The organism is Paenibacillus sp. Soil724D2, assembly GCF_001427935.1.
In the GTDB taxonomy this organism is placed as follows: Bacteria; Bacillota; Bacilli; order Paenibacillales; family NBRC-103111; genus Paenibacillus_E.
Map to the genome: position 1 here is coordinate 1 of NZ_LMRY01000056.1, position 17,652 is coordinate 17,652.

Consider the following 17,652-nt stretch of genomic DNA (forward strand, 5'->3'; position numbering starts at 1 on the left):
TACGGACTCTTATTACGGACTCTTATTTTTACAAAATACGCTGGAAATGAAGAAATAGCAGTCTCTAAAGGCTCTTATTCAACTGCATTTCTCCCGAATCCATACTTGGAAAAATCGGACTTTATTATGAAATTGACTCTTTTAAACAACACCATTCAACCGCGTGTTTGAATTCATTCATCCAACAACCTCAACCCAGCATAATTGACGATTGATCCCGGTTTAAGACCTCAATATTGAGCATGATTAGACGAATGAATCGAATGTCTTCTCCTACAAATTAGAAAACAAAACATCAGGATGGATTTAACTTTACCTCCCCCTAACCCAAAAACATTTAATTCCATATAGATAGAAAAAAAAGGATCTGAGTCGACGACTCAGATCCTTTTTTGAAAGAGATAAATATACTTTGAGGAACAACGCTCCGCGATTTCAATTTCTAACGTCTTTTTCCAAAAATTACGAATCGTAGTTCCGTTTCTTTAACAGTCTCTGCGATCTCTTAATCCTCTTCCGCTTCTTCTACCTCATATGTACATAGAAAACGCTCTACACCCGGATATTTCTCTCCGAGGCTGCGAATGACAAACCCAATATTCCGATAAAATTGGACTGACTCTTCATCCGTTTCTGCCACGATTCGAACGGGGTGCATATCTTCAATAATTTCTAGGATAATCCCTCGTCCAAAGCCTACCCCTCTGCTCTCCGGTTCAACGGCAAGATGAGTGATCGTCATCTCCTGATTATCACTGAGTTCAAAGCCGATAATGCCCACCATGATACCTTCGGATTCATATCCAAACAACCATAGATTAGCATCATTTTCATAACGATCAATGACAGGTTGCAACGCCTCAGGATCGGGGAAAACGCTGTAACTCAGCAGTTCTTGTATATCATTTTCATTTAGTCGGGATTTCACATTTACTAACATCTTTATTCACTACTTTCGTATTGTTATCTACACATAATCTAACAACTTAAGCAAGCTGTCAATATGAGCTACAGGGGAGATTCCCTTCTCCTTCATCAGATGTCCGCTCAGCCCGTAGCTGATAAAGGGAACTCCTGCATCTACGGACGCTCTGCCATCTATCCACGAATCTCCGATTGATATCCATTCGCTCTCAAGAATGTGTGGAAAATGCTGCTTAGCGGCTAAGTATCCAGATGGAGATGGTTTCATCGCTTCCATTTGTTCTCTTCCGATGATCAAATCAAAGTATGGATGAATTCCCGTTGTTTCCAGCGCTTGTACCGCTGCCTTGTATGAATTATTTGTCACAATAACCAGGACATATCCCGTCATTAAAGCTTTCAGGAGCTCGGAAACATGGGATTCCAGTCCTGCGCCTTCCATGCCGATTAGTTCATGTTGAACGACCATATGCATCACTTCTGTATAGGACTCTTCAGACATCCCGTTCGCTTTCACATACTCAATCATGGTTGAAGTGGTATGCTCTTGAATCGGAAAACCAACTGGCAATAAATCATGATCAATAAGGTAGTCCGCCACTTGCTTTTTCATCATTTGGAAATTAATCTTAGACCTCAGCAGTGTATTATCCATATCAAAAATAATGCCTCGAACATGGCTTGATTTATACATTGAACCTCACCTATCCATCTTTAGAACTATAAAAAATCAAGAAATTAGCATTATAAATTATTCTTAGTTGAATTCGACATCGTTCGCTAATTATATGCAAATACCGCTATAGACACGTCATTTTTAACTAATTATAATAGGGCGTATTAACTGGTATTTAAGCTTTACACATCACTGACTAGTGCCTTATGAACTACATAAATAGAATCGTAAAAAGCAAACCATTGGAAACAATGCGACGCAAAGCCATGACCTAAGGCATCCCTAATTGGGATTGCTATGGACGACAGGTTACCGAGTCAAGGAGTTCATCCTTTCATTCGGGATGGGCTTTTTTATTTATACGAAATGAGGTTGATTCATGCACCATACGCTAACAGATAATTATCCAATTTACCTCATGCTGCTAACGTTCATTATTTCAATAACTGCTCTTTACTTATCCTTTAATAACAAAAAAGCACTCCAAGCTTCGCTATTAGAGTCTGCTATCGATTGTATCATGATGTTTAATTCAAGTGGGAGGATCATTGCGTTTAATCCTGCAGCAGAAGCCATTTTGGGTTACGAACGCAAAGAAGCTCTAGGGCTAACGTTAATCGATTTTCTTTTTGAAAAAGATGGCCAGGAGACAACCTTCTTAAATCTGCTATTCACAGCCAAAGATGAATCGATTATCGGTAAGCGAACCGAATTGAAAGCATTTCGATCGGATGGCAGCGTGTTTCCAGCGGAAATAACGATTACGAGCACTCCGTATAAAGGAAGGCATGTTTATACAGCTTATCTCCGTGATCTGACTGAAAAAAAGAAGTCCGAGGAAATGATACAACAGCTAGCCTATTTTGATCTTCTGACAGGCTTGCCGAATCGCAACCAGTTCAATCAGCTTTTCCATGATGTGTTAAACAAAGCCAAACAACATAATCAAAGCTTAGCTCTACTTTTCCTTGATGTAAATCGGTTTAAACTCATTAACGATACCTTAGGCCACCACTTGGGAGATCTGGTGCTGCAAAAGTTCTCCGCACTGCTCTCGGAAAGCTTGTTTGCACAAAGCATTGTTTCCAGGCTAAGTGGCGATGAATTTGTGATTTTGTACCCATTCGGGAATCGGGAGTCAGCAGCTGTGCAAGCGGAGAAAATCATTCGACAACTGGAAGCTCCTTTCCAAATTGATGGTCGAAATGTTTTTGTTTCCACTAGTATCGGTATCTCTTTGTATCCAATCGATGGAGAAGATCCGGAGGTTCTACTGAAAAATGCTGATCAAGCGATGTATTTGGCCAAAGACCTCGGTGGAAACCATTATCATTTTTATGAACAGGAAATGAGTGTCATTTATTCGAGGAGAAGTGCATGTGAGCAATCCCTCCGGTCAGCTATAGAACATAATGAGCTCTACCTCATGTACCAACCCAAATTCCATATTCCTACTGGCAAAATAATCGGGGTAGAAGCTTTACTACGGTGGGATAGCCATGCGTTAGGAAGCGTCTCTCCGAAGGAATTTATTCCTATTGCTGAAGAGTCCGGACAAATTATTGCAATCGGAAAATGGGTTTTACAAACTGCCTGCTTACAAATGAATAAATGGCAAGCTGCGGGCATGGAGCCTGTTCCTATTGCAGTGAATATATCCTCTGTCCAGTTTCATCAAGAAGATTTGGTGACAATGATTCTCGAGATTCTGCATCAAAATAAGCTGGAAGCACAGTATTTAGAACTTGAAATGACCGAAAGCATTTCGATGAATTACGACCTTAGCTGCATGGAAAAGCTTTATGCTTTAAAGCGTGAGGGAGTTAAAATCTCTATCGATCATTTCGGAACTGGTTATTCTTCTTTAAGTTATTTACATAACTCTCCAGTGGATACGTTGAAAATTGATAAATCGATCGTTCATGAGATCTCTACCTATAATTCGGAATCTTCAATCATTGAAGCTATTATGGCTATGTCACATAGTTTAAAAATGAGTGTCATTGCCGTAGGTGTAGAAACTCATGAACAGCTCAATCTTCTAGAAAGATTTGGTTGTGAAAATATACAAGGATACTTATTCTCAGTTCCACTTACAGCTGAGCTATTTGAAAAGAGTTATGTTTTCCATGATACAAATGCTAGTCCAAATGCTTTATGAAAAAAAGCCAGAATGCGGAGGTTACTCCGTCTTCTGGCTTTTCAGATCGGACGCCGAACGAATAGCAAACGGCATGGCCAATGAAAGTAAGCTTGCCAAAAGTCCAAACACGAACATACCGTGAATACCTGTATAAAAGACGCTGGATTTCGTAAGGATTGCACCCATAATGGTTACGCTGACCGCTGTTCCAATATTCCGTGCAAAGAGCTGCAACGAGGTAGAAATCCCCTTCTGGTGCGCTGCTACAAGCTGCTGTGAACCGATTGTAGTAATAGTGAAGATTATCCCATAAGCAAGACCAAGCGTCGTTAGTGCGGTAAACGTGTACCAGAATGGAGTACCCTCATGTATGAAATAAAATAAGGCAGCTGTAATGACGAGTATTATATTACCTATGACTAGAAGCCGTTTATATCCATAGCGAATTACCCATTTCCCACCAGGAACAGCAACAGCCATCCACCCAATGGATGTGCTCAGAAGTGCAATACCGCTAACAAACAACGAGTAGCCTTGATTTTGCAGGAAGAGAGGTATGAAGCTGGAAGTCCCAAAGAGAGCCGCGCAGCTTAGAAAAGAGCTTGCAATCATAATGGCCACTGGACGATTGCGCAGCAGATTTAACGGAACGATTGGCGCAGGATGTTTTCTCTCATATAAAAAGAAAGCAATCATAAATATGCCTCCTAGCGCGCCATACATATAGCTATAACGCTCAACTGCTGTAGTAAGCAGCAATAAGGAAATGCCACAGGCAAACAAAATAGCTCCGCCATAATCGACTACGGCTTTCTTCGGTTGATACACTTCCTTATATGGCTGCAAGGCAAGAAGCGCAACGATACATACCGGTATATTAACGAAAAAAATCCACCGCCAACTCAGGTAGGTCACGAAAAACGTACCCAGTAGAGGTGCTAATATGGCAGATAACCCCCACATCCCTGTGAAATACGCTTGTACTTTACCTCGCTGCTCCACCGGATAAATATCTCCCGCAATAATGGCAGGAAAGGGCATCATCACCCCTGCACCAATTCCTTGAATCGCTCTGAACAAAATCAGCTGCAGCATACTCTGGGATAAACCGCAAAGCACAGATCCGAAAAGAAACAGAAGTATGCCTGCTGCATAGATCCGCTTCCGCCCAAATAGGTCAGATAATCTGCCAGCTAATGGAGCTAATACAGTAGACAGGACCATATAGGAGGTAAATGCCCATGCGTACAGGTCATTGCCACCAATTTCTTTCACAATAATCGGCATTGTGGTATTCGCAATCGTGGTATCGATAGACGACACTAATACCGCCAAAACGATACTCACCATAACCGTAGTTCGATTTCTAATGGATGTCACCTCCTAAATACTACTTTTTTTCACATCCACATATTGTAACTGATTCCAGAATGAATGAATAGCATGTTCAGAGCATTATGAAGTCAAATCAAAAAGAGTTAAAAGTTTTCCTTTACATAATGCTTTTCTATATAATAAAATTAATCCAATATGGTTAGTGGGTAATTGGATTGGGGACATGACAACATGACTTTAACAGTTTTATTTATGGGCGTATTTGTTGGTTTTATGGTCGGATTGACTGGTGTAGGCGGAGCTTCGCTGCTCACCCCCATTTTGATCCTGATTGGAATAAATCCTTCAATTGCCGTGGGAACAGACCTTCTTTATAATTCGATTACAAAGCTTTTTGGCACGATTCAGCATTGGCGGCAGAAAACGATTGATTTCAAGCTGGTTAAAATGTTGGCCATGGGTAGTATTCCAGGTGTAATTGCAGCTATTATTTTTTTAAAATTATTCAATTCGTTCTTTCATAATCAGGAGATCATTATTAAGCATGCTCTTGGTTATGTCTTGATTCTGGTGGCGTTTGCTACTTTGTTTAAAGTTTTCTTCGGCCACAAAATCAAAGAAAATCGCTGGCAGCTCCAATCTTTGGAGGAGAAACGAGGACTAACCATTACAATTGGGGCTGTACTGGGTTTTGTTGTCGGGCTTACGTCCATTGGATCCGGCTCCTTGTACGCTATTGCAATGCTTTACTTTTTCCGTATGAACCCGGCTCAGCTCGTCGGAACTGACATTGCTCACGCTTTCTTCCTTGCAACGGCAGCAGGCATTCTGCATGCCAGTATGGGGAATGTGAATTATACGCTCGTCCTCAACCTACTCATCGGTTCCGTTCCCGGCGTCGTTATCGGCAGCATGCTCTCTGCTAAGGCACCGACCAATGTTTTGCGCATGATTATTGCAAGTCTGGTATTGATTAGCGGCATTAAATTAATTGGCTGAATCAGAGCTGAGACTCCGTTTTTATTTCCATTGAACCGATCATTCATACGAAGAAGCGTCCGAGTAAACTTAATCGGACGCTTCTTGCTATGCTCTTAACTTGTCGTTTTGTGCGGTTCCCCGGGAAATACCTGCCTTTTATTTCAACGTCATTGCCGCTCTTATCGGGATAATGAATTGGCTCGTTGGCTTGATAATATGTAAACCCAGCATGAGTGACATTGCCAACATTTCCGTTACAGCAATTGCAGCAGCTATTCTCCAATATATCCCCTTTAACCCTTCTCCGCGTTTGCCCGATCAATAACCAGAATAGGCTGCAGAACTTTTCACTCCCATCTACCCAAGTTTTACATATATCCGTTTAATTAGTATATCATAGCCCTAATTCAGCGTGGCATTTACCCATTTTTCTTTGGAAATAGGCTATAGCCTACACCAGGAGATCGACCTTAGTCATACTTTGTGATGAATACCCAATGTGATGTTAAAGGAGCTACTGCATATGCTGCGACTAATGTGTAAAGGGAAGATCCATCGTGCGACGGTAACGGAAGCCGATTTGGATTACGTGGGAAGCATTACCATAGACAGTTTATTAATGCGTAAAGCGAATATTTTACCCTATGAACTGGTTCAAGTCACAAGTCTGCGAAACGCCACCCGGTGGAAAACTTACGCGATACCTGCGCCGGAAGGCTGCGGCAAGATCGGTTTGAATGGTCCCCCTGCCCACCTTTTTGCTCCTGGCGACCTCGTTATTATTCTAAGTATGGGACTCATGAATGAAGCCGAAATTAACAACCTCAAACCTCAAGTGGTCTTCGTTGATGAACGCAATCAACTGCTCAGGGTTGAAGAACATGATCTTGTTATTCTCAAGCAAGAAGCGAAATCTAATGACTAAACTAAACACAAGTAAATGGACCAAATATAAGCTGCTGCAGAAATCGTCTGAACTTCGTGTGAATCTTCCAGAAACAGCATGGCTGCGAAAAAGCTCTTTCTGGCGCATGATAAAAAAATACAGTCAGGTCATCATTAAACCAACTGGGAGCTATGGGGGCAATGGTGTCATTCGGATCAAAAAGATGGATTCTTCCACATATGAGGTACAGGATGGCGCTACGAAGAAAAATTTTACAAACCATACCCAATTAAACGCTTATATCAAAAAGAAAGCGAGCAAAAACAACATTATTCAGCAGCGAATTCCGCTTGCTACGGTGAATGACCGGCCCTTTGATCTCAGAGTGATGGTACAGCGACGCCTAAACTCACCTTGGGAAGTGACCGGTAAACTGGCCAAAGTGGCCGGAAAGGGCTTTATCGTAACGAATATTCGCATGAGCAGCGGCAAGGTCGTATCGGTGGAACATGCTCTCAAAAACTCGGCGCTCAAAAAGATGCGGGCTTCTGATCTCCTCTCACAGCTCGATAAAGTTGCCTTGCAAGCCGCTAAGAAATTGGGTCCTTATTATCCTTGGGTGCGGACGATGGGGATTGATATGGCATTCGATAAAGAAGGGAATGTTTGGATAATTGAGGTTAATTTCGCTCCAATGCTTGAGCTATTTTTGAAATTGAAGGATAAGTCGATGTTCTACAAGATAAAGTCATTTCACAAAAAGAAAAACAAAAACAAACCAAATATTTGAATCGCTAAAATAAGTTGGAAAAATAAAAATAAATCAAAAGACACAAGCCGTTTCCATCTTCTCCTCTTGGTAATAGTCTAAATAAGAGTTTGCAATAACAAAACTCTTATTAAAACTATAATAGTTTTCTATTGAAAACTTTGAGGAGGCCCGGAGATGAAGCGATTGGGGCTTTATTGCTCACGATGTTCTGCAAGGCTCCCTTTCCGTTATCAAGAAATGAAATGCGACTGCGGTGGCACTTTATTGGTCGATTACGACTTGGAACACTTAGCTAGAACGTTAACGAAGGAAGCTTTACAAACACGCTACCCATCGATGTGGAGATATAAAGAATTGCTTCCAGTGAGTAACCCTGATTGTATCATCACCTTAGGCGAAGGCTGGACGCCACTTCTGCGTATGCAGGAATGGGAGCAGAGACTGCCTATTAAACGGCTATGGATCAAGAGAGAAGAGCAGAACCCTACGGGGAGTTTTAAGTCGAGGGGCTTCTCCGTCGCTGTTTCCTTGCTCAAAGAAGCGGGAGCGACGAAAGCGGCCGTTCCATCCAATGGAAATGCCGCAGGGGCATTAGCCGCTTATGCAGGACGTGCCGGGATCGAGGCATCCGTCTTTATCCCCATGGATTGCCCGCCATTAATCGTGGACGAATGTCCGTTATATGGAGCAGCCACCTACCTCGTAGATGGCTTCATTCATGATGCAGCAGCAATCATTGAAGCGGGTAAACAAGATCAGGGTTGGGTAAATGTTGGCACATTGAAGGAGCCCGGACGTGTAGAAGGCAAGAAAACAATGGGACTTGAGCTAGCCGAACAGCTTGGCTGGACGTTCCCCGACGTCATCATCTATCCAACCGGCGGCGGCTCCGGTATTATTGGCATGTGGAAAGCTTACCAGGAGCTCAAAGCACTTCGCTGGATTGACGGCCCCATGCCAAGATTCGTCTGCGTGCAGGAAGAAGGATGCCAGCCAATTGTCGATGGCATCGCATGCAGACAAGCTGGAAGTGCCCAAGCTGCCGGAGTAGAAGCTAGTCCGACAGGTATGCGCGTACCGAATCCGCCAGACTTGGCACTCATCCTGTCGATTGTGAAACAAAGCGGCGGCACAGCCATCGCCCTCTCCAAGAGCCAAATTGCCGAGGCTACTCGCGCTTTGGGCTCGCAGGGCATCTCCGCGTCCCCCGAAGGCTCGGCAACTTGGGCAGGTCTGCTCGCACTCTGCGACAGCGGATGGCTGCGTCCGAGCGATACCGTTGTGCTCTTTAATACGTCGCATGCGATGAAATATGTGAAGTTTGGTTCCATCTCTCCACTTCCGATTATTAAAAGCTATGAGGAGTATCTCCGTTTGTAGGAAGTAAATCGAGAGGATGGATTAAATTAGCCATTCTCTACTCCTACCTTCACATTTCTCTCTGACACGCTGCATGACTTCCAAACTATAAAGGAAGCAATGTTGTACGTTGTATAACAAAAATCAAACAAATTAGCATACCTCTTGGAAATTGTTGCAAAAATTGCAACAATTTCTACTTTAAGTAGCCCTTTTGAGCAAAAATCGAGCAAATTGTTGTACGAATTACAACAATTCCTGCTCAGAGAGAAGAAACTAAGAAAATTGTTGTACGTAGTACAACTTCTCATGTAGCAAAACAATGAAAAGGGAAACTACTCCACTTTAAGCTCCCTCAAATCAAATCACATCAAACAAAAATCAAATTAAATCAATCAAAATATAACCAAACCTCAACCAAACCGAACAGCCAGGAGGAAACCCTCCTGGCTGTTCACTTCTCATCCTTATTGGCCTAAATTATTTTCTTCATACAACCGATACATCGCTTGAATTAAAGGCTCTGCCGGGTCACGATTCAATAAATATAACGTCATTAAATATTGCAGCGGAAGTGCACATGTATTATTGCCATCTTCAACAGCTACGAAGCCAGCCTCGAGGACTGGACCATGCTCCTCATGAAGCTCCAAGTCAACATAGATCTTTTGATCAGGGAATTCTTCACGAACTGTAGCCGCGCAATAAGGAACAATATGTTTATCCAGCAGCTCTTTGGCTTCATCTTCCGATTGTGGAGGATTCGGCAGCGGATGATTTTCTGGGCTTCTCAACAAATCTACGAAAAAGGACGATAACCACAGCCCCGCATTCGGATTTGTTTGGAAGTTTCTCATAATTTCATTCAAGAAAAATCCGCATGATGTGGACTTTTCATCATTTTTAAGTGTGAAGGCAAACATTGGACCATAAGTCGGATTATTGCCAATCTGGCCATCTACTTCATATTCGGGAAATTGTTCTTTCATTACTTCTTGAATGTGCTGAAACCAAGTCATAATGATTTGGGCCTGTTCGCGTTCTTGATCTTGTTCGTTATCTACTGGAGCTTGTGTGTCGATATCTTTTTCTGTCATTGTGGTTAAAGCCTCCTGAATCATTCAAATTGGCACGAATATCCCTATTGTACCGCATTTGATCAAGATCAGAAAGCTTATGTTGCATTTTTAAGGACGAATGCGGACAACCCCGACTTCCGAAGCGTTAATCGAAATGGCATTGCCTAATAGAATACATGCAATCGTTTTTTCGGTTACAATCGTTTTGGCGTCGGCATACCCAGCACTTCCAGTACCTGATGCAGCGTCTGTTTATACGTTTGCGTGATCCAAAGGCGATGGGCTATGCTTTCTTCACTGCCTTTTAAAACCGGACAAACACTGTAGAAATGGTTAAAAAGCGAAGCTAGCTCGAAAGCGTAATGGCAGAGTATGCTAGGCGCCAATTGTTTAGTGGCAGCTTCCAGTGTTTCGGGCCAATAGGCGACGTGCCTCAAAAGCTGATATTCCTGTTCTTCCAGAAGAGTCCCATCGAACTTTGCTTCCATCTTATGAAGTCGAGTATCTTTCTTTGCTTTGTCCAAAATACTGTTAGCTCTTGAGTATGCATAAAGCAGGTAGACGCCCGTGTTCCCGGTTATTTCCGTCGCTTGCTCCAAGTCAAAAATAACTTCTGTTTGCAGCTGATATTTCAGCAAATAATAACGAATCGCAGCCGCAGCAATCGATCTGCTGGAAATACCCGCTTTTCTTGAGCGTTTAGCGTCAATGACTCTCTCCATGTGATCGAGTAGGTCCGCGACTTTAATTCCAATCCCTTGGCGCCCAGACATCGCATAGGAGCTTTTGCCAGCCGAAATATCAATACCCAGTCCTGCTGCAGTTTCCGGGCTTAAGGAAACGACCCCATAGCTCACGTGTTTAAGCTGACTCGCCTGCTGCTCATAGCCCAATACTTCTAGAGCTAGCTTAACCATCTCCTGCGGGTATTGCTGACGATAATCAATAACATTAATGACGACATCCGCTTGCCCTATCGATTTCTTTCTGCCCTGGAAAGCTGTGGACCATAGTCCATCCTCCCATTTTTTATATACAAAATCATTCGGCAGCACACCGAATTTCCATAGATGATAGGCTATATCCTTCGCTGTATACGTTAAAATACCATTGGAACGAACAAGCACTTTATCCCCTTGATAATTTGTGCTTTCCCCAGCTGTAACGGCCCCTTCTTCTAGATTCTTCAATACCCAGCAGCCTGCTAATTTCCCATCCGTCACCTTATGAAACATATCAGTTTGGCTCAGCAGCTCAAAGGTTGTGTCCCAGAATCCCGCTCTCACAATGCTGCTTTCCCAAACCAGCACATCGTAATGTATGCCGAACTGCTTCATTTCTTCCAACTGCTCGCGAACGATCCTTTCCGCCACCAAAGCACCCATCCACGCAAGATTGGAATGCCCACTCTCTAGCGCATGAAGAACTGTAGAACGCTGCTCTACAAGCTCTGGCTGCACTTTGTAAGCCTGATTCACCTTAGCGTAGGTTTCCCAACAAAAGTCGCCAAATCGATTAAAAGACTCTTCTGTCTTTGTATGAAGAATGCCCACCACGGTATCCGCTAATTGATTCCCCAGATCATCAATATAGTTATGCACCTCCACCTGATACCCTGCTTGCGAGAGCATGCGAGACAACGAATCACCGATACAAGAATTTCTCAAATGGCCAATATGAGCAGCTTTATTCGGATTGATTGATGTATGTTCGATCAAAATTCTTGTTTTGTTTCTTTGATCAACAAGCTCTTTTGCAGCTCCATATTGACCAGAAGACCACGTGTCCCAACTTATATAAAAGTTCAGAAACCCCGGAGGCACTGCAGCCACTTTGGCAAATAAGCCTTGTACGGAACCGCTCTTTTCTATACGCTGTTGAAGCTCTTGTGCGATTTGCAAAGGAGCTTTACGTACTATTTTTGCTAAAAGCATAGCAACATTCGTGCTGTAATCCCCGTGCTCTGCGTGTGCTGGGTGTTCCGTCAAGATTTTCAGCGTCACAGGTTGTTCTATTCCGTACTCTTGAAATAAAACACCTACATGATACTCGATTTCATTCGTTAAAAGCTGTTGAATCATGGCATATTCCTCCTAATAGGATTGATGCGAAGCCTATAATCTTTTTTCAGAAAAACGCAAAAAAGCCCCCGTCTCTATAATAAGAGACGAGAGCTGTTCATTCCCGCGGTACCACTCTAAGTGTTAAACCACTGGTTTAACCACTCCAACGATAACGGCTTATGCCGGATCTCCCTACACCGTACTTTCAGAAGACCATTTCCCAGACCCGCTTCACTCTTGACATTCGTACCGGTTCCCACCTGCTCCGGCTCGCTGCGACTGTCCGACAAGAATTACTGTCCTGTTCATCAATGTTGATTATGAAATTAAGAATTTACTGAATATTACAGCAATAATAATGTGTTGTCAAGATCCAACTAATTTCATCATCATAATGCCTATGAATGCTAAAGCTAAGCCGGATTGCTCCATTTTTGAGAATTTGTCCTTCAAAACAAACCGTGTATACAATAAGACTATCAATACATTAAGTGCAACGACGGCGGAAACTAATCCCGTTTTCCCCTGATCGAATGCATGGATAATGAAGATCATGCCTATGACATTTGTAATCCCGACGACCATTCCAATCAGGAAGGTTCTACGTTCTGTCCAACTGGCTGGCGCGACTTCTTTTCCTTTATCCTTTGCCCTGTCCTTCAACCACCATAATCCGAAACAGCATGTCCCTGTTGCAAACATAAAAAATAGCGTTGGAAACAATGGCGCAGAAACGATGGTTGTCCATTTGCTAGACAAATCATTTCCGGCAAAAAGAAACAAAGCAAGCACTCCCCATCCGGCTCCTTGCAGGTTCTTAAGGGTGATATCATTCGAGTAACGAACGAATAAAATACCTACTACGATCACAAGGAAGGCAAAGAATTGCCATAAATTAAGTCGCTCATCCCAAAGTAGAAATGCGACGAAAACCACAACGACCGATGGTAAACCGGTGAGGATGGCAACTAAAGAGGCTTTGCCTACCGCAAAGCCTTTGAACATACTGGCATTGGCTCCAAAAGAGAACAATCCCATTTGAACACCAATCAGAGCTGATACCGTCCACTCTTGCTGTGAAATAAGGGCGCAGCCAATACTGACGAGCGCCCCCATAAAAAATGTGCCGCAGAGCAGCACATTCCGATTCAGCGATTGCTGGCTGGTCCAATGATATAGAATGCCTCGCAGCCCGAAACTGGCAGCCGCAAGCACTGAAAATATAAGCCACATGAGAAGAGTTACCCCTTTCTTTTAAGCAAAGATCGGGTAATTTTACCACATTAATCTTTATTGGACAACACTTGGTTGTAACAATAAACGCACAAGGATCGCATCGCCGCCAGCAGAAACTTTCACTTCAGCAAACTTGGCATCCCGTTCAAATACACGGCCTGTTCCTTCCGGAATGAAATAAGTCTCGATCCCATATTCAATACCCTCATAACCGACCTTGTTTCCATTCATGCGAACCTCTCCCGGAGCTAATGCTTCCCCTTTGGTATATAAGCGGCGATATTCATAAACACCTGTCGCCTGGTTCGGAGAGAGAACGATTGTAATTTTCCCCTTAGAACTTGCCTCATCATTTTTATCTGCAAATAGAGGCGGCTCAGATATAGTATAGCGCAAACGCACATAGTCACCTTGAATTAGTGAACGTGGATCAAGCGGTTTAAGCTCCAGCTTAATCAGCTGTCCGTGAGCGAGCAGCCACTCACTTTTACCAATTTGTAAGGACATTGCCATGACTTGAAGCAGAACTAGCAGAGCAATAATCCAGCGGTTCATAGCATAATTAGAATTAGCCTCAACGGGTTCAATCGCTTCAGAACGATGTCTTTTTTCATACCAAACCGTAAAGGCAAGAACCAAAATCCCGATAGCCGCGAAGCTAATCGATTTGTGCAGAAGCTTCCAGGCCAGATCATAATATTTATATACCAGGAAAGCAATCCAGAAGCCCATTGACCAAGCATAAATCCATTTGATTTGCAGTTGTCTACTAATGACCAAAGCGAGAACAACGACGATAAAGAATAGCACATTGGCTATATAATACCAAGATGACTCCGCCATAAAAGTTAAGGCAAATAAAGTTATCAGAAATGAAGGAAAACTGCTGTAAAGTATGGGTTGTCTGACTCCCGTATTTGCAATGACCTGACCACTGGCAAACATAATGAATAATAAGCCGGTAAGTACGGTAAGAACAATAGTACCGCTATCAATCCAATTGAAAAGTACGAAAGAAGCAATAATGACAGCAGCCAGTAAGAAGAATATACGATGTACCAACCCACCAATGTAGATAAAAGCTGCAATCGTAAGCGCCAGGAAAACCAAGAGAATAGGAACATTCTCCGTAAATACAGCCGCTCCTGCTCCAAGCAGCAATCCACTAATGAGTATCGTGTATCGCACTAATGAATTTAGTTTTTTTGCTATGATCATCGCAATGACAGTGACACACCCAAAGCCTATTAGTATATTCTCCGGTTCATTAAATCCTAGTACAACAGTGATAATCCCAATGATCGTCAAGCTTCCCAGAAGCGAGCCAATAATGATGACCGAAACGGTGAGGACACGGACGACCCATTTGGTAAAATCTCCTTCCGGCTTTGCTTGATCCGTAGCTTCTTGATCCGAGCGATTTTCCGGTTGCAACTGCTTGGAAGAGGGATTCCAAGAACGAATAAAGTTCATGAACTTCACATTCGCAAAGATGAACAAGATAATAAACAACAAGCTGGCTATGAAAAAAAACTCGTTATAATACTGGATGATAAGCTCGATATATTTGACTGTCACCGTGATCGATACCCACAGACCGGCAAACAATAGATAAGCTTTGTTCCTCGTCTTGTGTGTATAGTACACGGCTGCCGCAAGTACTAGGATGAGTGGCAAGTTCATAAAGATACCGTACTTTTCGTACGCATGTGAATTTGAAGCCACGACTAAAACCGCCATCCCAATTTGAAAAGAGATCCATTTCAGAAATGGCGAGTACAAACGCTCCTTCTCGCTCAGAACATACAAGATGCCATTTGCAATGGCGATTCCGAGCCAGATGGTGATTTGAATGATTTCCGCATCTGAATTTACTCCCCAACGCCCAAAGAAATATATTCCGTAAGCGAGATGGCCTAAAATATAGGCCAGTACATAGTAGGGCTGCCATCTGGTTAATAAGGCAAGCAAAAATGCCGGAATGAACCATACGGCGAACAAGCTGTAACTGTCCGCATGAGAATTGTAGGTTTGCCCAATGAGTCCAACACCTACACCGAAGGATATACAGCTTGCGAACAAGCTAAGTTTACTTAGAAACTGCCTGCCATTTTGGCGCGAAAGCCATACAGATAAGCCGTAAAAGCCCAATATGAGCACAAAGACAGGAATGAATTTCTCCCAGCGGTTCAATTTCTCCCAATTCGTAGCAAAAAAATATACAATGGCGGTTAGTAGAGCACTTGCTCCCAATACATAGCCTAGCCCAATCATAACAAATTTGGATTTCATGATGAATATTCCTCCTCTCGCTTACTTCTAATTGTACTAGAGATATGCAGTTTGAGAAGTACTATCTATTCCTAGTACCAGATCATTAGCCTATGGATGATTAATGGCTTTCAAATAAAAAAGCCAGCACTGGGCTGGCAAGTAATCAAATGAAGGAAGTCATTGCATTCAATCTGTGATCTTAAAATTTTGAACAGAACTTTGCAGGACAACAGCCATATCAGATAGTTGGCGAATGGCTGAAGTAATTTCCTGAATGGAAGCACTTTGCTCTTGAGCTGCCGCCGCCACTTCCTCATAGCCTGCGGATTGTTCCTCTGTAATCCCTGAGATTTTCTGCATGGCATTCGAAATGATCTCAAAGGATCTTTCTGCTCGCTCCAAAGTATGGATCAAATGGTCTGTCCGATTGGAGAAAACAGAAATACCGTTAAAAATAACTTTAAAATTTTCATACGTATCATTAATCCAGCTTTGACCTTGTTCAACGGCTTGATTTCCCTGGACAATGCTCTCCATGACAAGAAGGCTGTCATTTTGGGTACTGGAAACGAGCTCTGTGATTGAGCTTGCGGCTTTCGTGGATTGCTCCGCCAACTTCTTCACTTCACCAGCTACAACGGCAAAGCCTTTCCCCTGTTCTCCAACACGTGCCGCTTCAATGGACGCATTCAGTGCCAGTAGGTTCGTCTGCTGTGCAATTTCGGTGATAATATGGATAATTTCCCCAATTTCCTTCGAGCGGTTTCCCAACTGCTGCGCGGCTTCTTGTGAATGCTTCATCTCTTTTTGAATCACATTCATCTGATGTAATGTCTTCTCAACAAGCTGCTGACCGTCTGCAGATTGTGCACCTACCTTGTGGGCCATTTCCTGCATCTCTTTGACTTCAGATGTTACTTCTGATAATTCCGTATTGATCTCAACGATGGATGAAGTACTCTCTGTAATGGAAGAAACAACTTCAGCAACCCCTTCGTTCATGCTGTTCATGGAAACGGCAACCTGCGCGCTGCTAGAGCTGGATTCGTCCGCAGACTGATACAATTGCGCGCTGGTATTGGTAATAAGGTTGGATGAAGAAAATATTTGGCGGATCAGGGAATCTAAATTCTGACGCATCTCGTTAAAAGCATTTGCCAATTTACCGATCTCATCTACTCGCTGGATTGCGACTTGTGCAGATAAATCTCCGGCAGCAACCTTTTCTGTTACACGCATCAGCTGAATGACCGGTCTCGTCACACTTCGACTTATGAAGAAGGCTATCAGACCGCCTACGACTATAACGATTAAGGTAATCGTAAAGGTTGTCCATAACAATTCTTGCTTCGTTTTGGGAACGACTGAGGCATCTAAATCAATCCCGAGAATTCCGACGTTTTCGCCTTTAACATTTTTGAGGGGAACAAAGACAGATTTATGTATACCAAATTCGTCCTTGTAAATCTCACTGATCGTTAATTTATTTTCTTTGATCGCGCTGTTCATTTCAGGCGTAAAGGGATACTCGGTGCCGAAATCTTCATCAACTCCGGTTAAAATGACGATTTGATCTTTATTCTGAACTTTCTGCAAGACATAAACATTCTCAAGAGAGTCTTGCTTTTTAAATTGTTCAAATTGCTGTTTTATTTTGGTATAAGCCGGTTGATCTTTGCCTGTAATTTCATCTGCATGTTCGGGAATAGAAGTCATATATTTTGAAACATTTTCAATGTTTGTCGTTAATCTTAGAACAAATTGATCCTCAAGCTTCGTTGTTAAACTTTTGCTGGCCAAATAGGAAGAGACGGAGAAGGCTGCGCATACGAATAACAGCAGCAGTAAGATACTGCTCGTCATCTTCACCGCGATTTGTCCTCTGAACCAGTTTATTATTTTATTTGGAGCATGCTTTGCCACT

At 42.8% G+C, this 17,652-nt stretch carries 13 protein-coding genes, 1 riboswitch and 1 other annotated feature; of the genes, 5 read left to right on the forward strand and 8 right to left on the reverse strand.

Annotation, left to right across the window (positions count from 1 at the left end; translation table 11 throughout):
* Positions 1–505: 505 nt before the first annotated feature.
* Together ASG85_RS30355 and ASG85_RS30360 are read right to left on the reverse strand one after the other, a co-directional pair.
* Positions 506–928, reverse strand: coding sequence for a GNAT family N-acetyltransferase (locus tag ASG85_RS30355; protein WP_321166615.1), 423 nt, complete (start codon positions 926–928; stop codon positions 506–508).
* Between the two features lie 39 nt (positions 929–967).
* Positions 968–1,618: an HAD family hydrolase gene (locus ASG85_RS30360; protein ID WP_060648722.1), complete on the reverse strand. Its 651-nt coding sequence runs from the start codon at positions 1,616–1,618 to the stop codon at positions 968–970.
* Between the two features lie 205 nt (positions 1,619–1,823).
* Positions 1,824–1,917: riboswitch (cyclic di-GMP riboswitch) on the forward strand.
* A gap of 62 nt (positions 1,918–1,979) precedes the next feature.
* Between ASG85_RS30360 and ASG85_RS30365 the strand changes: the two genes are divergently transcribed.
* Positions 1,980–3,761: a putative bifunctional diguanylate cyclase/phosphodiesterase gene (locus ASG85_RS30365; protein ID WP_060648724.1), complete on the forward strand. Its 1,782-nt coding sequence runs from the start codon at positions 1,980–1,982 to the stop codon at positions 3,759–3,761.
* Between the two features lie 21 nt (positions 3,762–3,782).
* Here ASG85_RS30365 and ASG85_RS30370 read toward each other — a convergent pair whose 3' ends face one another.
* A complete protein-coding gene (locus tag ASG85_RS30370) occupies positions 3,783–5,114 on the reverse strand; it encodes an MFS transporter (RefSeq protein ID WP_060648951.1) in 1,332 nt (443 codons plus the stop codon).
* A gap of 195 nt (positions 5,115–5,309) precedes the next feature.
* Between ASG85_RS30370 and ASG85_RS30375 the strand changes: the two genes are divergently transcribed.
* The 4 genes from ASG85_RS30375 (at position 5,310) to ASG85_RS30390 (ending at position 9,097) form a co-directional block, all read left to right on the forward strand.
* A complete protein-coding gene (locus ASG85_RS30375) occupies positions 5,310–6,077 on the forward strand; it encodes a sulfite exporter TauE/SafE family protein (RefSeq protein WP_057306465.1) in 768 nt (255 codons plus the stop codon).
* Between the two features lie 505 nt (positions 6,078–6,582).
* Positions 6,583–6,984 (forward strand): aspartate 1-decarboxylase, encoded by a 402-nt coding sequence (panD, locus tag ASG85_RS30380; RefSeq protein WP_060648725.1) that lies wholly within the window; start codon positions 6,583–6,585, stop codon positions 6,982–6,984.
* Positions 6,977–7,735, forward strand: a complete 759-nt coding sequence (locus ASG85_RS30385) for a YheC/YheD family protein (protein WP_060648728.1) — start codon at positions 6,977–6,979, stop codon at positions 7,733–7,735. The genes panD and ASG85_RS30385 overlap by 8 nt, the downstream gene beginning before the upstream one ends.
* 156 nt (positions 7,736–7,891) lie before the next feature.
* On the forward strand, positions 7,892–9,097 hold the full coding sequence (locus ASG85_RS30390) for a threonine synthase (RefSeq protein ID WP_060648730.1): 1,206 nt from the start codon (positions 7,892–7,894) through the stop codon (positions 9,095–9,097).
* 446 nt (positions 9,098–9,543) lie between these two features.
* Here ASG85_RS30390 and ASG85_RS30395 read toward each other — a convergent pair whose 3' ends face one another.
* The 5 genes from ASG85_RS30395 to ASG85_RS30415 form a co-directional block, all read right to left on the reverse strand.
* Positions 9,544–10,173, reverse strand: coding sequence for a hypothetical protein (locus ASG85_RS30395; protein ID WP_057306470.1), 630 nt, complete (start codon positions 10,171–10,173; stop codon positions 9,544–9,546).
* A 176-nt stretch (positions 10,174–10,349) separates the two neighbouring features.
* The gene (locus ASG85_RS30400) at positions 10,350–12,236 is read right to left on the reverse strand and encodes an arginine--tRNA ligase (RefSeq protein ID WP_060648732.1); all 1,887 of its coding nucleotides are present in this window, start codon (positions 12,234–12,236) and stop codon (positions 10,350–10,352) included.
* 79 nt (positions 12,237–12,315) lie between these two features.
* Positions 12,316–12,536, reverse strand: a binding site (T-box leader).
* Between the two features lie 48 nt (positions 12,537–12,584).
* Positions 12,585–13,451, reverse strand: coding sequence for an EamA family transporter (locus ASG85_RS30405; protein ID WP_057306472.1), 867 nt, complete (start codon positions 13,449–13,451; stop codon positions 12,585–12,587).
* A 57-nt stretch (positions 13,452–13,508) separates the two neighbouring features.
* Positions 13,509–15,746 (reverse strand): GDYXXLXY domain-containing protein, encoded by a 2,238-nt coding sequence (locus ASG85_RS30410; RefSeq protein WP_060648734.1) that lies wholly within the window; start codon positions 15,744–15,746, stop codon positions 13,509–13,511.
* Between the two features lie 168 nt (positions 15,747–15,914).
* Positions 15,915–17,651: a methyl-accepting chemotaxis protein gene (locus ASG85_RS30415; protein WP_060648736.1), complete on the reverse strand. Its 1,737-nt coding sequence runs from the start codon at positions 17,649–17,651 to the stop codon at positions 15,915–15,917.
* Position 17,652: the final 1 nt, after the last annotated feature.